We start from the raw sequence: 14,405 nt of genomic DNA, 5'->3' as shown, positions 1-14,405 counted from the left end.
TTCCCCGGACAAGGAAGCAACCAGGTCAGTTTTTTGACATTAGCAAAGTGAGCAACCATGAAAATCACCACGCCTGAGGCCCTCATGAAGGCCAATATCAGCCGCCGTAGTCTGGTGAAATCATCCGCCATTGGCAGCCTTGCGCTTGCCAGTAGCGCTTTCACCCTTCCTTTCACCCGTATCGCCCGCGCCGCAGACGGCATGACGCCTGCGCCGATCAACGAAAAAGCCGTCTGGAGTTCCTGCACCGTGAACTGCGGAAGCCGCTGCCTGCTGCGTCTGCACGTTAAAGATGACACGGTTTACTGGGTGGAATCAGATACCACCGGCAACGATGAATACGGCAACCACCAGGTCCGCGCCTGCTTGCGCGGCCGCTCCATACGTCGACGCATGAATCATCCGGACAGACTGAAGTACCCGATGAAACGCGTCGGTAAACGTGGCGAAGGCAAGTTTGAACGCATTTCCTGGGATGAAGCGCTCGATACCATTGGCGACAATCTGAAGCGGATCCTGAAAGAGTATGGCAACGAGGCGGTCCATGTGCTTTACGGCACTGGCGTCGACGGCGGCAACATTACCAACTCCAACGTTCCTTACCGTCTGATGAACGCCTGCGGCGGCTACCTTAGCCGTTATGGCAGTTACAGTACCGCGCAAATCAGCGCCGCTATGAGCTACATGTTTGGCAGTAACGATGGCAACAGCCCGGATGACATTGCCAACACGAAACTGGTGGTGATGTTTGGTAACAACCCTGCGGAAACCCGTATGAGCGGCGGCGGCGTCACTTACTACGTTGAGCAGGCACGCGAACGTTCAAATGCGCGAATGATTGTGATCGATCCGCGTTATAACGACACCGCTGCCGGACGCGAAGACGAATGGCTGCCCATCCGCCCCGGTACGGATGGCGCACTGGCGGCTGCGATTGCCTGGGTGTTGATTACCGAAGATCTGGTCGACAAACCGTTCCTCGACAAATATTGCGTCGGCTACGATGAAACCACCCTGCCTGCCGACGCGCCGCGTAACGCGCACTACAAGGCCTATATTCTCGGTGAAGGCCCGGACGGCATCGCCAAAACACCGGAGTGGGCTTCTCATATCACCAGTATTCCGGCGGATAAAATCATTCAACTGGCGCGTGAAATTGGTTCGGCGAAACCGGCCTATATTTGCCAGGGCTGGGGACCTCAGCGTCACTCCAACGGTGAGCAAACCGCGCGGGCGATTGCCATGCTGTCGGTGCTCACCGGTAACGTCGGTATCAACGGCGGTAACTCAGGCGTGCGTGAAGGCACCTGGGATCTCGGTGTGGAATGGTTTTCAATGCTCGATAACCCGGTGAAAACGCAAATCTCCGTATTCACCTGGACCGACGCTATCGATCACGGCACCGAAATGACCGCCACACGCGATGGTGTGCGGGGTAAAGATAAGCTGGATGTTCCCATCAAGTTCATGTGGTGCTACGCCAGTAATACGTTGATTAACCAGCACGGCAATATCGCCCATACCCATGAGGTGCTTCAGGACGACAGCAAGTGTGAAATGATTGTCGGCATCGAACATTTCATGACGGCGTCGGCGAAGTACTGCGACATTCTGCTGCCGGATTTAATGCCGACCGAGCAGGAAGACCTGATTTCTCACGAATCTGCCGGCAACATGGGCTATGTGATCCTCGGTCAGCCCGCGACGTCAGCGAAGTTTGAAAGAAAACCGATCTACTGGATGCTCAGTGAAGTCGCCCGCCGGCTCGGCCCGGACGTCTACCAGACGTTCACCGAAGGCCGCTCGCAGCATGAATGGGTGAAATACCTGCATGCGAAGACCAAAGAGCGCAATCCGGAAATGCCGGATTACGAAGAGATGAAGCAAACCGGTATCTTCAAGAAAAAATGCCCGGAAGAGCATTACGTCGCCTTCCGCGCCTTCCGTGAAGATCCCCGCGCTAACCCGCTGAAAACGCCGTCAGGGAAAATTGAAATTTACTCTGCGCGGCTGGCCACGATCGCCGATACCTGGGAACTGAAAAAGGATGAGATTATCCATCCTCTGCCCGCCTATGCGCCCGGTTTTGACGGTTGGGACGATCCGATCCGCAAAACGTACCCGCTGCAGCTCACCGGATTCCACTACAAGGCGCGCACCCACTCCAGTTACGGCAACATTGATGTCCTGCAACAGGCCTGTCCCCAGGAGATCTGGATTAACCCGATTGATGCCAGCGCGCGCGGGATTCAACACGGCGACACCGTCCGGGTATTTAACAACAACGGACAGATGCTGATCCCTGCCAAAGTGACCCCACGCATTCTGCCCGGCGTCACGGCCATTGGTCAGGGGGCGTGGCTCAAAGCCGATATGTTTGGCGATCAGATTGACCACGGTGGCTCCATTAACATCCTGACGTCGCACCGCCCTTCGCCGCTGGCCAAAGGCAATCCTTCGCACAGTAATCTTGTTCAGGTTGAAAAGGTCTAAGGAGTAACCGATGACAACTCAGTATGGATTTTTTATTGATTCCAGCCGTTGCACCGGGTGCAAAACCTGCGAACTGGCCTGCAAGGACTACAAGGATTTAACCCCGGATGTCAGCTTCCGCCGCATTTATGAATACGCGGGCGGAGACTGGCAGGAAGACAACGGCGTCTGGCACCAGAACGTCTTTGCCTACTATCTCTCTATTGCCTGTAACCACTGTGAAGATCCGGCCTGTACCAAAGTCTGCCCGAGTGGCGCGATGCACAAGCGGGAAGACGGCTTTGTGGTGGTGGATGAAGATGTCTGCATCGGCTGTCGTTATTGCCATATGGCCTGTCCGTACGGCGCGCCGCAGTACAACGCGGCCAAAGGTCATATGACGAAGTGCGACGGTTGCCATGACCGCGTGGCTGACGGCAAAAAACCGATCTGTGTCGAGTCTTGTCCGCTGCGCGCGCTGGATTTCGGACCTATCGATGAACTGCGTAAGAAATACGGTGAGCTGGCGGCGGTTGCTCCGCTGCCAGGGGCACACTTCACGAAGCCGAGTATTGTAATCAAACCGAATGCCAACAGCCGTCCGACCGGGGATACCACCGGTTATCTGGCGAATCCGAAGGAGGTGTAAAATGGGAAATGGATGGCATGAATGGCCGCTGGTGCTGTTTACGGTACTCGGCCAGTGCGTCGTAGGCGCGCTGATTGTCAGTGGACTTGGCTGGTTTGCGATGAAAGACGATGCCGCCGCCCGGCAACGTCTGGTCCGCAGCATGTTTTTTCTCTGGCTGGTCTTGGGGCTTGGATTCCTGGCGTCGATCATGCACCTGGGGTCGCCGATGCGGGCATTCAACTCGCTCAATCGCATTGGCGCATCCGGGTTGAGCAATGAAATCGCCGCAGGTTCAGTCTTTTTCGCCGTGGGGGGAATCTGGTGGCTGATCGCTGTTCTGGGTAAAATGCCGCTCGCGCTGGGGAAATTCTGGCTGCTGGTCAGCATGGTACTGGGGATCGTCTTCGTCTGGGCGATGACCCGCGTTTATCTGATCGATACCGTGCCGACCTGGTATACTGGCTATACGACGCTGGCGTTCTTCTTGACGGTGTTGCTCAGCGGCCCACTGTTCGCGGCATTACTGCTGCGGGCGTCCCGCGTCACCTTTAATGGAGCCCTGTTTGCCAGTATCAGCGTGCTGGCGTTGCTGGCCAGCGTGGCGGTCATCGTTCTGCAAGGTATGTCGCTGGCGACGATTCACAGCTCGGTTCAGCAAGCTTCTGCGCTGGTGCCAGATTACGCCTCTCTGCAGGTATGGCGCGTAGTGCTGGTCGCTGCCGGACTGGGCTGCTGGATCTGTCCGCTGGTGCGTCGCAAAGCGCCGCACGTCGCCGGGTTGCTGGTGGGGCTACTCCTCGTGCTTGGCGGCGAAATCATTGGCCGTGGCCTGTTTTATGGCCTGCATATGACTGTCGGTATGGCGGTGGCAGGTTAACAAATCCGTGCGGGGAAACCCGCACTTTTCAGGATGTTTCAGATGACTGATTTTACTCAACGTGATGATTTTGCGATGACGGCACGCGTGCTGGGGGCGCTGTTTTACTACGCTCCCGACAGCGCCGTAGCCGCGCCGCTGGTGTCAGCATTAACCGCTGATGACTGGCAGACACAATGGCCGCTGGCAGCGGAAACACTGTCCTCGCTGGCAACGGATTTTAAACGCGTCAGCGATGAGTCACTTCCCGAGGCATTCCAGCGCCTGTTCGTGGGACCCTACGCGTTACCGTCGCCGCCCTGGGGATCGGTCTGGTTAGATCGTGAAAATGTCCTGTTTGGTGAATCGACGCTGGCCCTGCGTCAATGGATGCGCGACAACGGCATTCACGTCGAGACAGAGCAAAACGAACCCGAAGATCATTTTGGCTCGCTGCTTCTGATGGCAGCCTGGCTGGCCGAAAGCGGCCGACACAGTGAATGCGAACAACTGCTGGCGTGGCATCTGTTCCCGTGGTCATCCCGCTTTCTCGACGTTTTCATTGACAATGCCGGGCATCCTTTTTATCAGGCGCTTGGTGAACTGGCCCGCTGTACCCTGGCGCAGTGGCAGTCTCAGTTGCTGACGCCCGTCGCGGAAAAACCACTATTCCGCTAATCCACTGAAGGCAGGTTTTTCCTGCCTTTTCTGATACCTGCATTATTCTATATTGTTACAGTGTCACTTTTTACCTGCGTTTTTAAGACAATTCTTTACATACCCTGTTTATCCTTTACGGCATAAGGCCAAATCGCATTTCGCGATTAATAGTCTGCGAATCTAATTTGTCTCTGCGCTGGAATCCTTCCCGCCCTGTTGCTATAGCTCAAAACACCCTGCCGAACCATGGCATAACAACATGCGACGATTTTTCGCCGCCATAACGCATGCAAACAGGGAGACACACTGCAATGCACACATCCACGTTAAAACGCGTGCTGGGCTTTAGTATCGCCATCATTCTGCTACTGGCGCTGCTGGTATGGGGAATTGGCATCGATACCCTCAAATCGCGTCAGGTTGATTTGCTTTATCTTGGTCAACAGCATTTGATTTTAGTCCTTACCTCGATGTTTTTTGCCCTGCTGGTCGGTATTCCAAGCGGTATTTTGCTCAGTCGCCCTGCCGCCCGCGGCATTGCCGAATATGTCATGCAGATTTTCAACATTGGCAACACGCTGCCCCCGCTGGCCGTTCTCGCACTGGCGATGGTGATTATCGGCATTGGCGACATGCCCGCCATTGTTGCGCTGTTTCTGGCGTCGCTGCTGCCGATTGTGCGTAACACCTACGCAGGATTGAGTTCTGTGCCGTCATCGCTGATTGAAGCGGCAAACGGCATCGGTATGACGAAATGGCAGCGGTTGCGTCAGGTAGAAATCCCCAACGCCTGGCCGGTCATGCTTTCCGGGATCCGCATTGCCACCGCGATCAACGTAGGTACCGCGCCCCTGGCGTTCCTGATTGGCGCCAGTAGCTACGGCGAACTGATTTTCCCTGGCATCTATCTTAACGACTTCCCGACATTGATTCTGGGGGCGACCGCCACCGCGCTTTTCGCCCTGATCCTCGACAGTCTGCTCGCCTGGCTTGGGCGTGCCCTGAGCCCGCATACGGCCTGATGACAATGATAAGAACAAGGAGCGCTACATGAATCTCAAAAAAAAATGGCTGGGATGGCTCGCCGCCGCGCTGTTCATCAGCGCACAGGCCCAGGCGGCCCCCATTATTCTCGCCACCAAGAGCTTTACCGAGCAGCACATTCTCTCGGCAATGACCGTTCAGTATCTGCAAAAAAAGGGATTTCAGGTTCAGCCGCAGACCAATATCGCCACGGTGATCTCGCGTAATGCAATGATCAATAAACAGATTGATATGACATGGGAATACACCGGCACCTCACTGATTATTTTCAACCACATCAATAAGCGCATGAGCCCGCAGGAGTCGTATGACACGGTAAAACGCCTTGATGCCAAACTGGGACTGGTATGGCTGAAACCGGCTGATATGAACAACACCTACGCCTTCGCCATGCAGCGCAAGCGTGCCGAAGCGGAGAACATCAACACCATGTCGGAGATGGTGGCGAAAATTGAACACATTCGCCAGACCGATCCGGACAACAACTGGCTGTTGGGTCTCGACCTGGAATTTGCCGGGCGTAGCGACGGAATGAAGCCGTTGCAGCAGGCTTATCAGATGGATCTCGACCGACCGCAAATCCGCCAGATGGACCCCGGACTGGTTTACAACGCCGTACGCGATGGCTTTGTTGACGCCGGTCTTATCTACACCACTGATGGCCGTGTGAAAGGTTTTGATCTCAAAGTGCTTGAAGATGATAAGGGCTTCTTCCCAAGTTACGCTGTCACGCCGGTGGTGCGTAAAGATACGCTGGAAGCCCATCCGGGACTTGCTGAGGCGCTCAATACCCTCTCGGCTCAGTTGAACAATGACGTGATCAGTTCGCTGAATGCGAAGGTCGATATCGATCACCAGTCGCCTCAGCAGGTTGCTCGTGAATTCCTGCAACAAAAGAACCTGCTGTAAGGAGCGCATATGGATACGATTCACTACATGATGGATAACGCGGGTTATCTGGCGACTCTCACCTTTCAGCATCTGTGGCTGGTGGCGCTGGCTGTGGGGCTGGCGATTGTGATTGGCGTACCGCTGGGGATCCTGATTGTCCGCCACAAATGGCTGGCAACGCCGGTGTTAAGCGCCGCCACGCTGCTGCTGACGATTCCCTCCATCGCCCTGTTCGGGTTGATGATCCCCCTGTTTTCGCTGATCGGTCACGGAATTGGCGCACTGCCCGCCATTACCGCCGTGTTTCTTTACTCGCTGCTGCCTATTGTGCGTAACACCCATACCGCGCTGGACAGCATCCCGCCAGGCTTACGCGAAGCGGGTCGCGGGATTGGCATGACCTTCTGGCAGCGCCTGCGCTGGGTGGAGATCCCGATGGCATTACCGGTGATTTTCGGCGGTATCCGCACCGCCGTGGTCATGAATATCGGCGTCATGGCGATTGCCGCGGTGATTGGCGCTGGCGGCCTGGGATTACTGTTACTGAACGGCATCGGCGGCAGCGACATTCGCATGCTGATTGCCGGCGCATTGATGATTTGTCTTTTAGCGATTGTGCTCGACTGGCTGTTACACCGCCTGCAAGTCGTTCTGACACCTAAGGGGATACGATAATGATAAAACTGGAAAACCTCACTAAACAATTTTCACAGAAAAATGGTCAACCGCTGAAGGCCGTCGATAACGTTAATCTGAACGTGCCGGAGGGAGAAATGTGTGTACTGCTGGGGCCATCGGGCTGCGGTAAGACCACTACCCTGAAGATGATTAACCGCCTGATTACCCCGAGCAGTGGCAACATCCTGATAAACGGTGAAAATACCAATGAGATGGATACCGTGACCCTGCGCCGTAATATTGGCTATGTGATCCAGCAGATTGGTCTGTTTCCAAATATGACGATTGAAGAGAACATCACGGTCGTCCCCCGCATGCTGGGCTGGGACAAAGCCCGCTGTAAAAGCCGCGCCGAAGAATTGATGGAGATGGTGGCGATGGATGCCAAAAAGTTTCTGCATCGCTATCCAAAAGAGATGTCTGGCGGTCAGCAGCAGCGTATAGGTGTGATTCGCGCCCTGGCGGCGGATCCGCCGGTGCTGCTGATGGATGAACCGTTTGGTGCCGTCGATCCCATCAACCGCGAAGTGATCCAGAATCAGTTCCTTGAGATGCAACGTACGCTGAAAAAAACCGTCATGCTGGTGAGCCATGATATCGATGAGGCGCTGAAGCTCGGCGATCGTATTGCCGTGTTCCGTCAGGGACGCATCGTCCAGTGCGCCAGCCCGGATGAACTGTTGGCTAAACCGGCCAACGAGTTTGTCGGGTCGTTCGTTGGTCAGGACCGCACGCTTAAGCGTCTGCTGCTGGTTTCGGCGGGCGACGTGACCGATCAACAGCCGACGCTGACTGCCGAGCCGTCCACGTCGCTGAATGAAGCCTTTGGCATTATGGATGACAACGATATTCGCGCCATTACGGTGGTGGATGGTGAAGGAAAACCGCTGGGCTTTGTGAAACGTCGCGAGGCGCGCCAGGCCACCGGCACCTGCGCAGATATCCTTCATCCCTTCCGCATTACCGGTAAAGCCGAAGATAACCTGCGCATTGTGCTCTCCAAACTGTATGAAAGTAATACCAGCTGGATGCCGATCGTTGACGAGGAAGGACGCTACAACGGTGAGATCTCACAGGATTATATCGCCGATTATCTCAGCTCCGGACGTACCCGCCGGGCGCTGAACATTCACGAAGGCAGTTAGCACGCACAGCTTTTGCGTCTCCGCAGCTTTCCCCGCAAAATAGGCGGTTTCTGACTCTCTGTGTAACCGCCTATGCACCGTCTACATTCCTGGCCTGACTTACGCGCAATGTTCCGCCGTCTGCTGATCGCCGCACTGATTGGTGTGCTGGCCGCTCTGGCGGTGTCCGGCTTTCGTCACGCTATGCTGCTACTGGAATGGACCTTCCTGAGTAATAACTCCGGCAGTCTGGTCAACGCGGCGACAGGATTAGCCCCCTGGCGGCGTGTACTGACACCGGCACTGGGCGGACTGGCGGCAGGTTTACTGCTCTGGGGCTGGCAAAAGTCTCACCAACAACACCCGCACGCGCCCACCGACTATATGGAAGCCCTACAGACTGACGGTCAGTTTGATTACGGCGCCAGCCTTGTCAAATCTCTTGCCTCGCTGCTGGTGGTCGCCAGCGGCAGCGCTATTGGTCGCGAAGGGGCGATGATTTTACTCGCCGCGCTGGCGGCCTCCTGCTTTGCGCAAAAGTTTACCCCGCGCAAGGAGTGGAAGTTATGGATCGCCTGCGGCGCGGCAGCCGGGATGGCCGGAGCCTACCATGCCCCGCTGGCGGGCAGTCTGTTCATCGCTGAAGTATTATTCTGTACGCTAATGCTGGCCTCGCTTGGCCCGGTGGTGATTTCCGCCGTCGTCGCTCTGCTCGCCACCCGTTTTTTAAGCGGCGGTAACGATCTCCTTTATACGGTGCATCTCAGCGCCCAACTGCACTATGCTCAGTATGGCCTGCTCCTCGGCACTGGACTGTTCGCCGGGCTCTGCGGCCCGCTACTGATGTGGCTAATTTCCACCAGCCACACTGGCTTTCTGCGGTTGAAATTAGCCCCGCCGTGGCAACTGGCGCTCGGTGGTCTGCTGGTCGGTCTGCTTTCCTTGCAAACGCCCACGGTGTGGGGAAATGGTTATAGCGTGGTGCAGTCTTTTCTGCTCACGCCCCCGCTGTTGTCGGTCATTGCCGGTATTTTTTTGTGCAAACTGTTAGCGGTACTGGCCAGTAGTGGCTCCGGCGCGCCTGGCGGTGTGTTTACCCCGACGCTGTTTATCGGACTGGCAATGGGCATGATGCTCGGGCGACTCGGCGGCGTCTGGCTGCCAGGTGCGGATGAAATGACATTGCTACTGGGTTTGACGGGAATGGCCACGCTGTTGGCGGCGACGACGCATGCGCCGGTCATGTCTGCATTGATGATTTGTGAAATGACCGGGGAGTATCGTCTTCTCCCCGGTTTATTGATGGCCTGTGTGCTTGCGTCTGTCCTGTCGAGGACGTTACGCCATGATTCTATCTACCGACAGCAAGCTACCCAGCATTGACAGGCGAATGTACTGTCCGAGTTCGCGCTGCTCGGCACGCGGCAAATACGGCAGTTCGCCAATCAGCGGTGCTGGCAGTTTTTTGCTCAGTACATCAATAATCTCTGCGTAATGTGCCAGACCCGGATTAATACGGTTAGCGACCCAACCGATCAGCGGTAAACCGTCGTTGGCGATCGCCTGTGCCGTCAGCAACGCATGGTTAATACAACCTTCCTGAATACCGACCACCATCAACACCGGTAACTGCTCCTGCACCACCCATTCGGACAGTGGACGCAGATCGTTCATCAGACTGCGCCAGCCGCCAGTTCCTTCAACCACGACGTGATCAACCTTTTCGCTCAGGCTAGCCAGCCCGTTAGAGAGCAAGGTGTAATTGATCGGGCCACAGTGGGCTACGCTACTTTCATCTTCGCTCAGGGCGATGGGGTTAACCGCCTCATAGGGTAATTCCAGCGTCGACACGCTTTGCAGCACCAGCGCATCCCGGTTACGCAACCCTTCGGGCGTCTCTTTGCTGCCCTTCGCAACCGGTTTATATCCCGCAACGCTTTTACCCCCCGACGCTAACGCTTGTAGCAATGCGCGGGAAACAACCGTCTTCCCAACAGAAGTGTCTGTACCTGTAATAAAGAAACGCTTCAGCATCACCAACTCCACCGTTATGCTTCGAAAATATAAGCCAGGAAAATAATACAGTGGAGAAAGTCTAAGGTATGCCAGGTCGAATCAGCTTGAGTTAGCGCAATTTTTGGTAGAACAGTTAAAAAATGTTAACCCTGTAATAGACGAATCAACAAAGAACCATTATACATCGCGTCTTTTACCAGCGCGGCTCCCGCCATTGTCCCCTGATTAGAGAACTGTGTGCTCTCAACGACCATATTTTTGCTGTAGGCCGGTAGCGCCTGCTGGCGGATGCTGTCCGCAATCGCCGGAAACAGCACGTCTGCGGCTTTACTGAGTGGCGATCCAATCAGGATTTTTTGCGGATTGAACAAATTGACCATAATGGCGAGGATACGGCCAACGTGGGTCCCCACGCCGCTGATAATGTCTTTTGCCAGCAAATCCCCCTGTAGCGCCGCCTGACACAGCGAATCGACCGTCAACGGCTGACCGTGAAGCGAAGAGCTCATAGATTGCGCCAGTCGCAGTTGCGCCAGCTCCAGTACGCTTTCCACGCTGGCGATAGTTTCCAGACAGCCGTGGTTGCCGCAGTAGCAGCGTTTTCCGTAAGGATCGACCTGTGTGTGGCCAATCTCCACCAGGCTGCTGCTACCCGCATGCAGTAAATGACCGTCGGTAATCACCCCGGCGCCAACGTTATGATCGATAACCACCTGAATGACATCGCGCGCGCCGCGGGATGCGCCAAACAGCGCCTCTGCCATCGTCCAGGCGCTGATATCATGCTGAATGTAGACCGGCACGCCGGTGTGCTGCGCCAGCGTATCGCCGAGCGGCATCTCTTTCACATCGGCATAAAACGGCATGCGATGTACGATCCCGTTCTCGGTATCGATAATGCCGGGTAAGGTAATGGCGATGGAGGTCAGACGTTCGAGCTTCTGCTGATGACGAATAAAAAACTGATCGACCAGCGTGACAATTCGCGCCAACAGCGGCGTTTCATCGTTAAGCGGCAGTTCAAGACAGTCTTCCACGACCAGCTTGCTGCTGAGATCGCGCAGGGCGAGAAAGATTTCTCCACGGCTGATGCGAAGGGACAGATAGTGCCAGGCTTCGGTTTCCACCACCAGCCCCACCGCCGGGCGTCCGCGACTGCCGGCTTCTTTAATTTCCAGTTCCTGGACCAGATGCGCTTCAAGCATTTCACGCACTATCTTCGTGATACTGGCGGGTGCCAGTTGCGCAAGACGCGAAAGATCAATACGCGATACCGGTCCCAGCTGATCAATCAGGCGATAAACGGCGCCCGCATTGGTCTGCTTTATTTGATCGATGTGCCCAGGCTGACTATCAGCAACCACCTCTGACTCCCTTTATTTTCGCGCTCCGAAATAATCTGTGGGCTATGGTGAAGCACTTCAATACACAACGTCAACTTTTTACTTAGCCGTGTGATTAACTGCACATTTTCAGCCGTTATTAAATTAATTTAAGCGCCCCTGACGGCCTGAACTAACTGCTGACGAAAACGTAGCGCCGCCTGACTCGGCTCATGATGCGCCGACCAGACCAGCCACATTTCTGAAACGGCGTCCTCTTCTGCAATCGGTACCCAACACATCTCATTGAGCTGTACTTTTTTAAATGAGGCCGGAAGGATCGACACCCCTAAGCCGGCAGCGACCAGCCCAATGATCGTCATCGCCTCACCGACCTCCTGAGTAATCATCGGTGTCAACTGGTAACGGCGCATCATGCCGAGGATATCGTCGTAAAGACCGGTTCCGACGTGCGGATCAAAGAAAACAAACGGCTCTTTCGCCAGTTCAGCCAGCGTCACCACCGGCTTTTGCGAGAGCGGAAAAACCCTGGGGATCATCGCCATCAACGGTTCATGCAAAATCACCTCATGATGCAAGCTCTCTGGCAAGGGGGTATTGCGCATCAGGCCCAGATCCAGCGCCCCTTCGCTCAGCGGCGCCAGCTGTTCGCGGGTATTCATCTCGCGGGTCTGCAAATGCATGTCCGGGTATGACTGGCGGAACAGCGACAGGGTATCCGACACCGCGCGGATAAACGGTGCCGACGAGGTAAAACCGATACGCAGTTCTCCAGCTTCCCCGTGATGCAGACGCTGCGCACGGGCGGCGGCATCGTTGACCAGCCCGAGGATCTGTCGACTGTCGGCGAGAAATTGCTTGCCGGCGGCAGTCAGGGCGACGCTGCGGTTTGTTCGCGCGAGCAGGCGCGCGCCGACCTGCTGCTCAAGCATCTGTATTTGCTGGCTCAGCGGCGGCTGCGAAATATTCAGACGAGCCGCGGCGCGTCCGAAATGCAGTTCTTCCGCCACGGCAACAAAGTAGCGAAGGTGACGCAGTTCAATATTCATATTTTAAAAGTATCATTTGAGACTATTAATATATTAGACAGAATAATGAGATTTTCCTACTCTAATCAACAAGGTTATGCCCGTCCCCTCAAAACACGGGTTTGTTGCGCAAGGATTTCCAGTGAGTCGTACTACTACAGTCAATGACGCGACGGCGAGCGATATTGACGACCAACGCATTTCTCAGCCGGTTCAGTTTATTCAACGCGGTACTTCTGCCTTTATGCGCGTCACGCTGGCGCTCTTTTCTGCCGGACTGGCGACTTTCGCCCTGCTGTACTGCGTCCAGCCCATTCTGCCGGTGTTGTCTCATGAGTTTGGCGTATCTCCCGCCAGCAGCAGTATTTCACTGTCGATCTCTACCGGAATGTTAGCCGTTGGCCTGCTGTTTACCGGTCCGCTGTCGGATGCTATCGGGCGCAAGCCGGTGATGGTGACCGCGTTGCTGCTCGCCTCCTGCTGTACGTTGCTCTCGACGATGATGACCAGCTGGCACGGCATTCTGATAATGCGCGCACTGATTGGCCTTTCACTCAGCGGCGTGGCGGCGGTCGGGATGACTTATCTGAGTGAGGAGATCCACCCCAGCTTTGTCGCTTTCTCAATGGGGTTGTACATCAGCGGCAACTCGATTGGCGGGATGAGTGGACGTCTGATTAGCGGCGTGTTTACCGATTTCTTTAGCTGGCGCATTGCGCTGGCTGCCATTGGCTGCTTCGCGCTGGCGTCGGCCCTGATGTTCTGGAAAATTCTGCCGGAATCACGCCACTTCCGTCCCACGTCGCTGCGCCCCAAAACGCTGTTCATCAACTTCCGACTCCACTGGCGTGACCAGGGACTGCCGCTGCTGTTTGCCGAAGGTTTTCTGCTGATGGGGTCATTTGTCACCCTGTTTAACTATATCGGCTATCGTCTGATGCTTTCGCCGTGGGAGCTCAGTCAGGCGGTGGTCGGCTTGCTTTCCGTCGCGTATCTGACCGGAACCTGGAGTTCGCCAAAGGCCGGTTCGATGACGGTACGTTACGGACGCGGTCCGGTGATGCTCTTTTCCACCGCCGTGATGCTGTTCGGTCTGTTAATGACGTTGTTCAGTTCGCTGTGGCTGATTTTCGCCGGGATGCTGCTCTTCTCAGCTGGATTCTTTGGCGCGCACTCGGTGGCCAGTAGCTGGATTGGGCCGCGCGCGCGTCGCGCCAAAGGCCAGGCCTCTTCGCTGTATCTGTTCAGCTACTATCTGGGATCCAGTATCGCCGGTACGCTGGGCGGTGTGTTCTGGCATAACTATGGCTGGAACGGCGTCGGGGGATTTATCGCGATTATGCTGGTACTGGCTATTCTGGTCGGCACACGACTGCATCACCGTCTTCACGTCTAGTCTGAAAGAAAAGCCCGGGTTCACCGGGCTTCTCGCCTCTCGACCAACAGTGGTTACCAAATTCCTAAGATTGATGAAAACCCCATCAATTCTCTGACGGCATCCAGTGCCAGAAGAGCAAAGACAACCCAGTGGAGTGGATTCATTTTGCTGTGTGTGTTTATTGTTATTGGACGGGTACGATGTTCCCGTTGGCTACTATAAAAAAGGCTATCGATAAACATAACTACCCATTATGGTGGGGAAACTCAACCCACCTGTCACGT

At 55.5% G+C, this 14,405-nt stretch carries 14 protein-coding genes; 10 read left to right on the top strand and 4 right to left on the bottom strand.

The annotated features are described in order from the left end of the window. The first annotated feature begins 57 nt into the window (after window positions 1-57). The 9 genes from ynfF (at window position 58) to clcB (ending at window position 9,739) form a co-directional block, all read left to right on the top strand. A complete protein-coding gene (gene ynfF / locus AL479_RS20725; RefSeq protein ID WP_061077454.1) occupies window positions 58-2,493 on the top strand; it encodes a selenate/tellurate reductase subunit YnfF in 2,436 nt (811 codons plus the stop codon). A 10-nt stretch (window positions 2,494-2,503) separates the two neighbouring features. Then, window positions 2,504-3,121: a dimethylsulfoxide reductase iron-sulfur subunit DmsB gene (gene dmsB / locus AL479_RS20720; protein ID WP_061077453.1), complete on the top strand. Its 618-nt coding sequence runs from the start codon at window positions 2,504-2,506 to the stop codon at window positions 3,119-3,121. Window position 3,122: 1 nt separating this feature from the next. Beyond that, window positions 3,123-3,980 (top strand): dimethyl sulfoxide reductase anchor subunit family protein, encoded by an 858-nt coding sequence (locus tag AL479_RS20715; RefSeq protein WP_061077452.1) that lies wholly within the window; start codon window positions 3,123-3,125, stop codon window positions 3,978-3,980. A gap of 42 nt (window positions 3,981-4,022) precedes the next feature. Next, entirely contained in the window at window positions 4,023-4,637 is a 615-nt protein-coding gene (gene dmsD / locus AL479_RS20710; RefSeq protein ID WP_061077451.1) for a Tat proofreading chaperone DmsD, read from the top strand. Between the two features lie 293 nt (window positions 4,638-4,930). Then, entirely contained in the window at window positions 4,931-5,641 is a 711-nt protein-coding gene (osmY, locus tag AL479_RS20705; protein ID WP_061077450.1) for an osmoprotectant ABC transporter permease OsmY, read from the top strand. A gap of 28 nt (window positions 5,642-5,669) precedes the next feature. Further along, window positions 5,670-6,572 carry an osmoprotectant ABC transporter substrate-binding protein OsmX gene (gene osmX, locus AL479_RS20700; RefSeq protein WP_061077449.1) on the top strand — a complete coding sequence of 301 codons (903 nt, stop codon included), beginning with the start codon at window positions 5,670-5,672 and terminating at the stop codon, window positions 6,570-6,572. Between the two features lie 9 nt (window positions 6,573-6,581). Then, entirely contained in the window at window positions 6,582-7,229 is a 648-nt protein-coding gene (gene osmW / locus AL479_RS20695) for an osmoprotectant ABC transporter permease OsmW (RefSeq protein WP_061077448.1), read from the top strand. After that, complete coding sequence (gene osmV / locus AL479_RS20690; RefSeq protein ID WP_061077447.1) at window positions 7,229-8,377, top strand: osmoprotectant ABC transporter ATP-binding protein OsmV; 1,149 nt, start codon at window positions 7,229-7,231, stop codon at window positions 8,375-8,377. Before osmW ends, osmV begins: the two co-directional genes overlap by 1 nt. Window positions 8,378-8,449: 72 nt before the next feature. Then, window positions 8,450-9,739, top strand: coding sequence for a voltage-gated ClC-type chloride channel ClcB (clcB, locus tag AL479_RS20685; protein WP_061077446.1), 1,290 nt, complete (start codon window positions 8,450-8,452; stop codon window positions 9,737-9,739). On the opposite strand, the gene bioD is transcribed toward clcB, so the two are convergent. From bioD to AL479_RS20670, 3 genes are all read right to left on the bottom strand, one after another. Then, window positions 9,695-10,390: a dethiobiotin synthase gene (gene bioD, locus AL479_RS20680; protein WP_061077445.1), complete on the bottom strand. Its 696-nt coding sequence runs from the start codon at window positions 10,388-10,390 to the stop codon at window positions 9,695-9,697. The two genes, clcB and bioD, sit on opposite strands and share 45 nt — an antisense overlap. A gap of 125 nt (window positions 10,391-10,515) precedes the next feature. Then, entirely contained in the window at window positions 10,516-11,736 is a 1,221-nt protein-coding gene (gene mlc / locus AL479_RS20675) for a sugar metabolism global transcriptional regulator Mlc (RefSeq protein WP_043000757.1), read from the bottom strand. Window positions 11,737-11,864: 128 nt separating this feature from the next. Next, a complete protein-coding gene (locus AL479_RS20670; RefSeq protein WP_061077444.1) occupies window positions 11,865-12,764 on the bottom strand; it encodes a LysR family transcriptional regulator in 900 nt (299 codons plus the stop codon). A 121-nt stretch (window positions 12,765-12,885) separates the two neighbouring features. Between AL479_RS20670 and AL479_RS20665 the strand changes: the two genes are divergently transcribed. After that, on the top strand, window positions 12,886-14,139 hold the full coding sequence (locus AL479_RS20665) for an MFS transporter (protein ID WP_061077443.1): 1,254 nt from the start codon (window positions 12,886-12,888) through the stop codon (window positions 14,137-14,139). A 53-nt stretch (window positions 14,140-14,192) separates the two neighbouring features. Here the strand turns inward: AL479_RS20665 and AL479_RS24265 are convergent, their stop codons facing one another. Next, window positions 14,193-14,285: a KPN_01571 family protein gene (locus AL479_RS24265; protein ID WP_225622886.1), complete on the bottom strand. Its 93-nt coding sequence runs from the start codon at window positions 14,283-14,285 to the stop codon at window positions 14,193-14,195. Between the last annotated feature and the right edge of the window lie 120 nt (window positions 14,286-14,405).

Origin of the sequence: Citrobacter amalonaticus, from assembly GCF_001559075.2 — a bacterium.
Classification (GTDB): Bacteria; Pseudomonadota; Gammaproteobacteria; order Enterobacterales; family Enterobacteriaceae; genus Citrobacter_A; species Citrobacter_A amalonaticus_F.
This window is presented reverse-complemented; position numbering and strand designations above follow the sequence as displayed.

Coding starts and splice junctions, on each gene's coding strand:
- osmW (WP_061077448.1), top strand. CDS start 6,582: ATGGATACGATTCACTACATGATGGATAACGCGGGTTATCTGGCGACT.
- ynfF (WP_061077454.1), top strand. CDS start 58: ATGAAAATCACCACGCCTGAGGCCCTCATGAAGGCCAATATCAGCCGC.
- AL479_RS20715 (WP_061077452.1), top strand. CDS start 3,123: ATGGGAAATGGATGGCATGAATGGCCGCTGGTGCTGTTTACGGTACTC.
- AL479_RS20670 (WP_061077444.1), bottom strand. CDS start 12,764: ATGAATATTGAACTGCGTCACCTTCGCTACTTTGTTGCCGTGGCGGAA.
- bioD (WP_061077445.1), bottom strand. CDS start 10,390: ATGCTGAAGCGTTTCTTTATTACAGGTACAGACACTTCTGTTGGGAAG.
- dmsD (WP_061077451.1), top strand. CDS start 4,023: ATGACTGATTTTACTCAACGTGATGATTTTGCGATGACGGCACGCGTG.
- osmV (WP_061077447.1), top strand. CDS start 7,229: ATGATAAAACTGGAAAACCTCACTAAACAATTTTCACAGAAAAATGGT.
- osmX (WP_061077449.1), top strand. CDS start 5,670: ATGAATCTCAAAAAAAAATGGCTGGGATGGCTCGCCGCCGCGCTGTTC.
- dmsB (WP_061077453.1), top strand. CDS start 2,504: ATGACAACTCAGTATGGATTTTTTATTGATTCCAGCCGTTGCACCGGG.
- AL479_RS24265 (WP_225622886.1), bottom strand. CDS start 14,285: ATGAATCCACTCCACTGGGTTGTCTTTGCTCTTCTGGCACTGGATGCC.
- osmY (WP_061077450.1), top strand. CDS start 4,931: ATGCACACATCCACGTTAAAACGCGTGCTGGGCTTTAGTATCGCCATC.
- clcB (WP_061077446.1), top strand. CDS start 8,450: ATGCACCGTCTACATTCCTGGCCTGACTTACGCGCAATGTTCCGCCGT.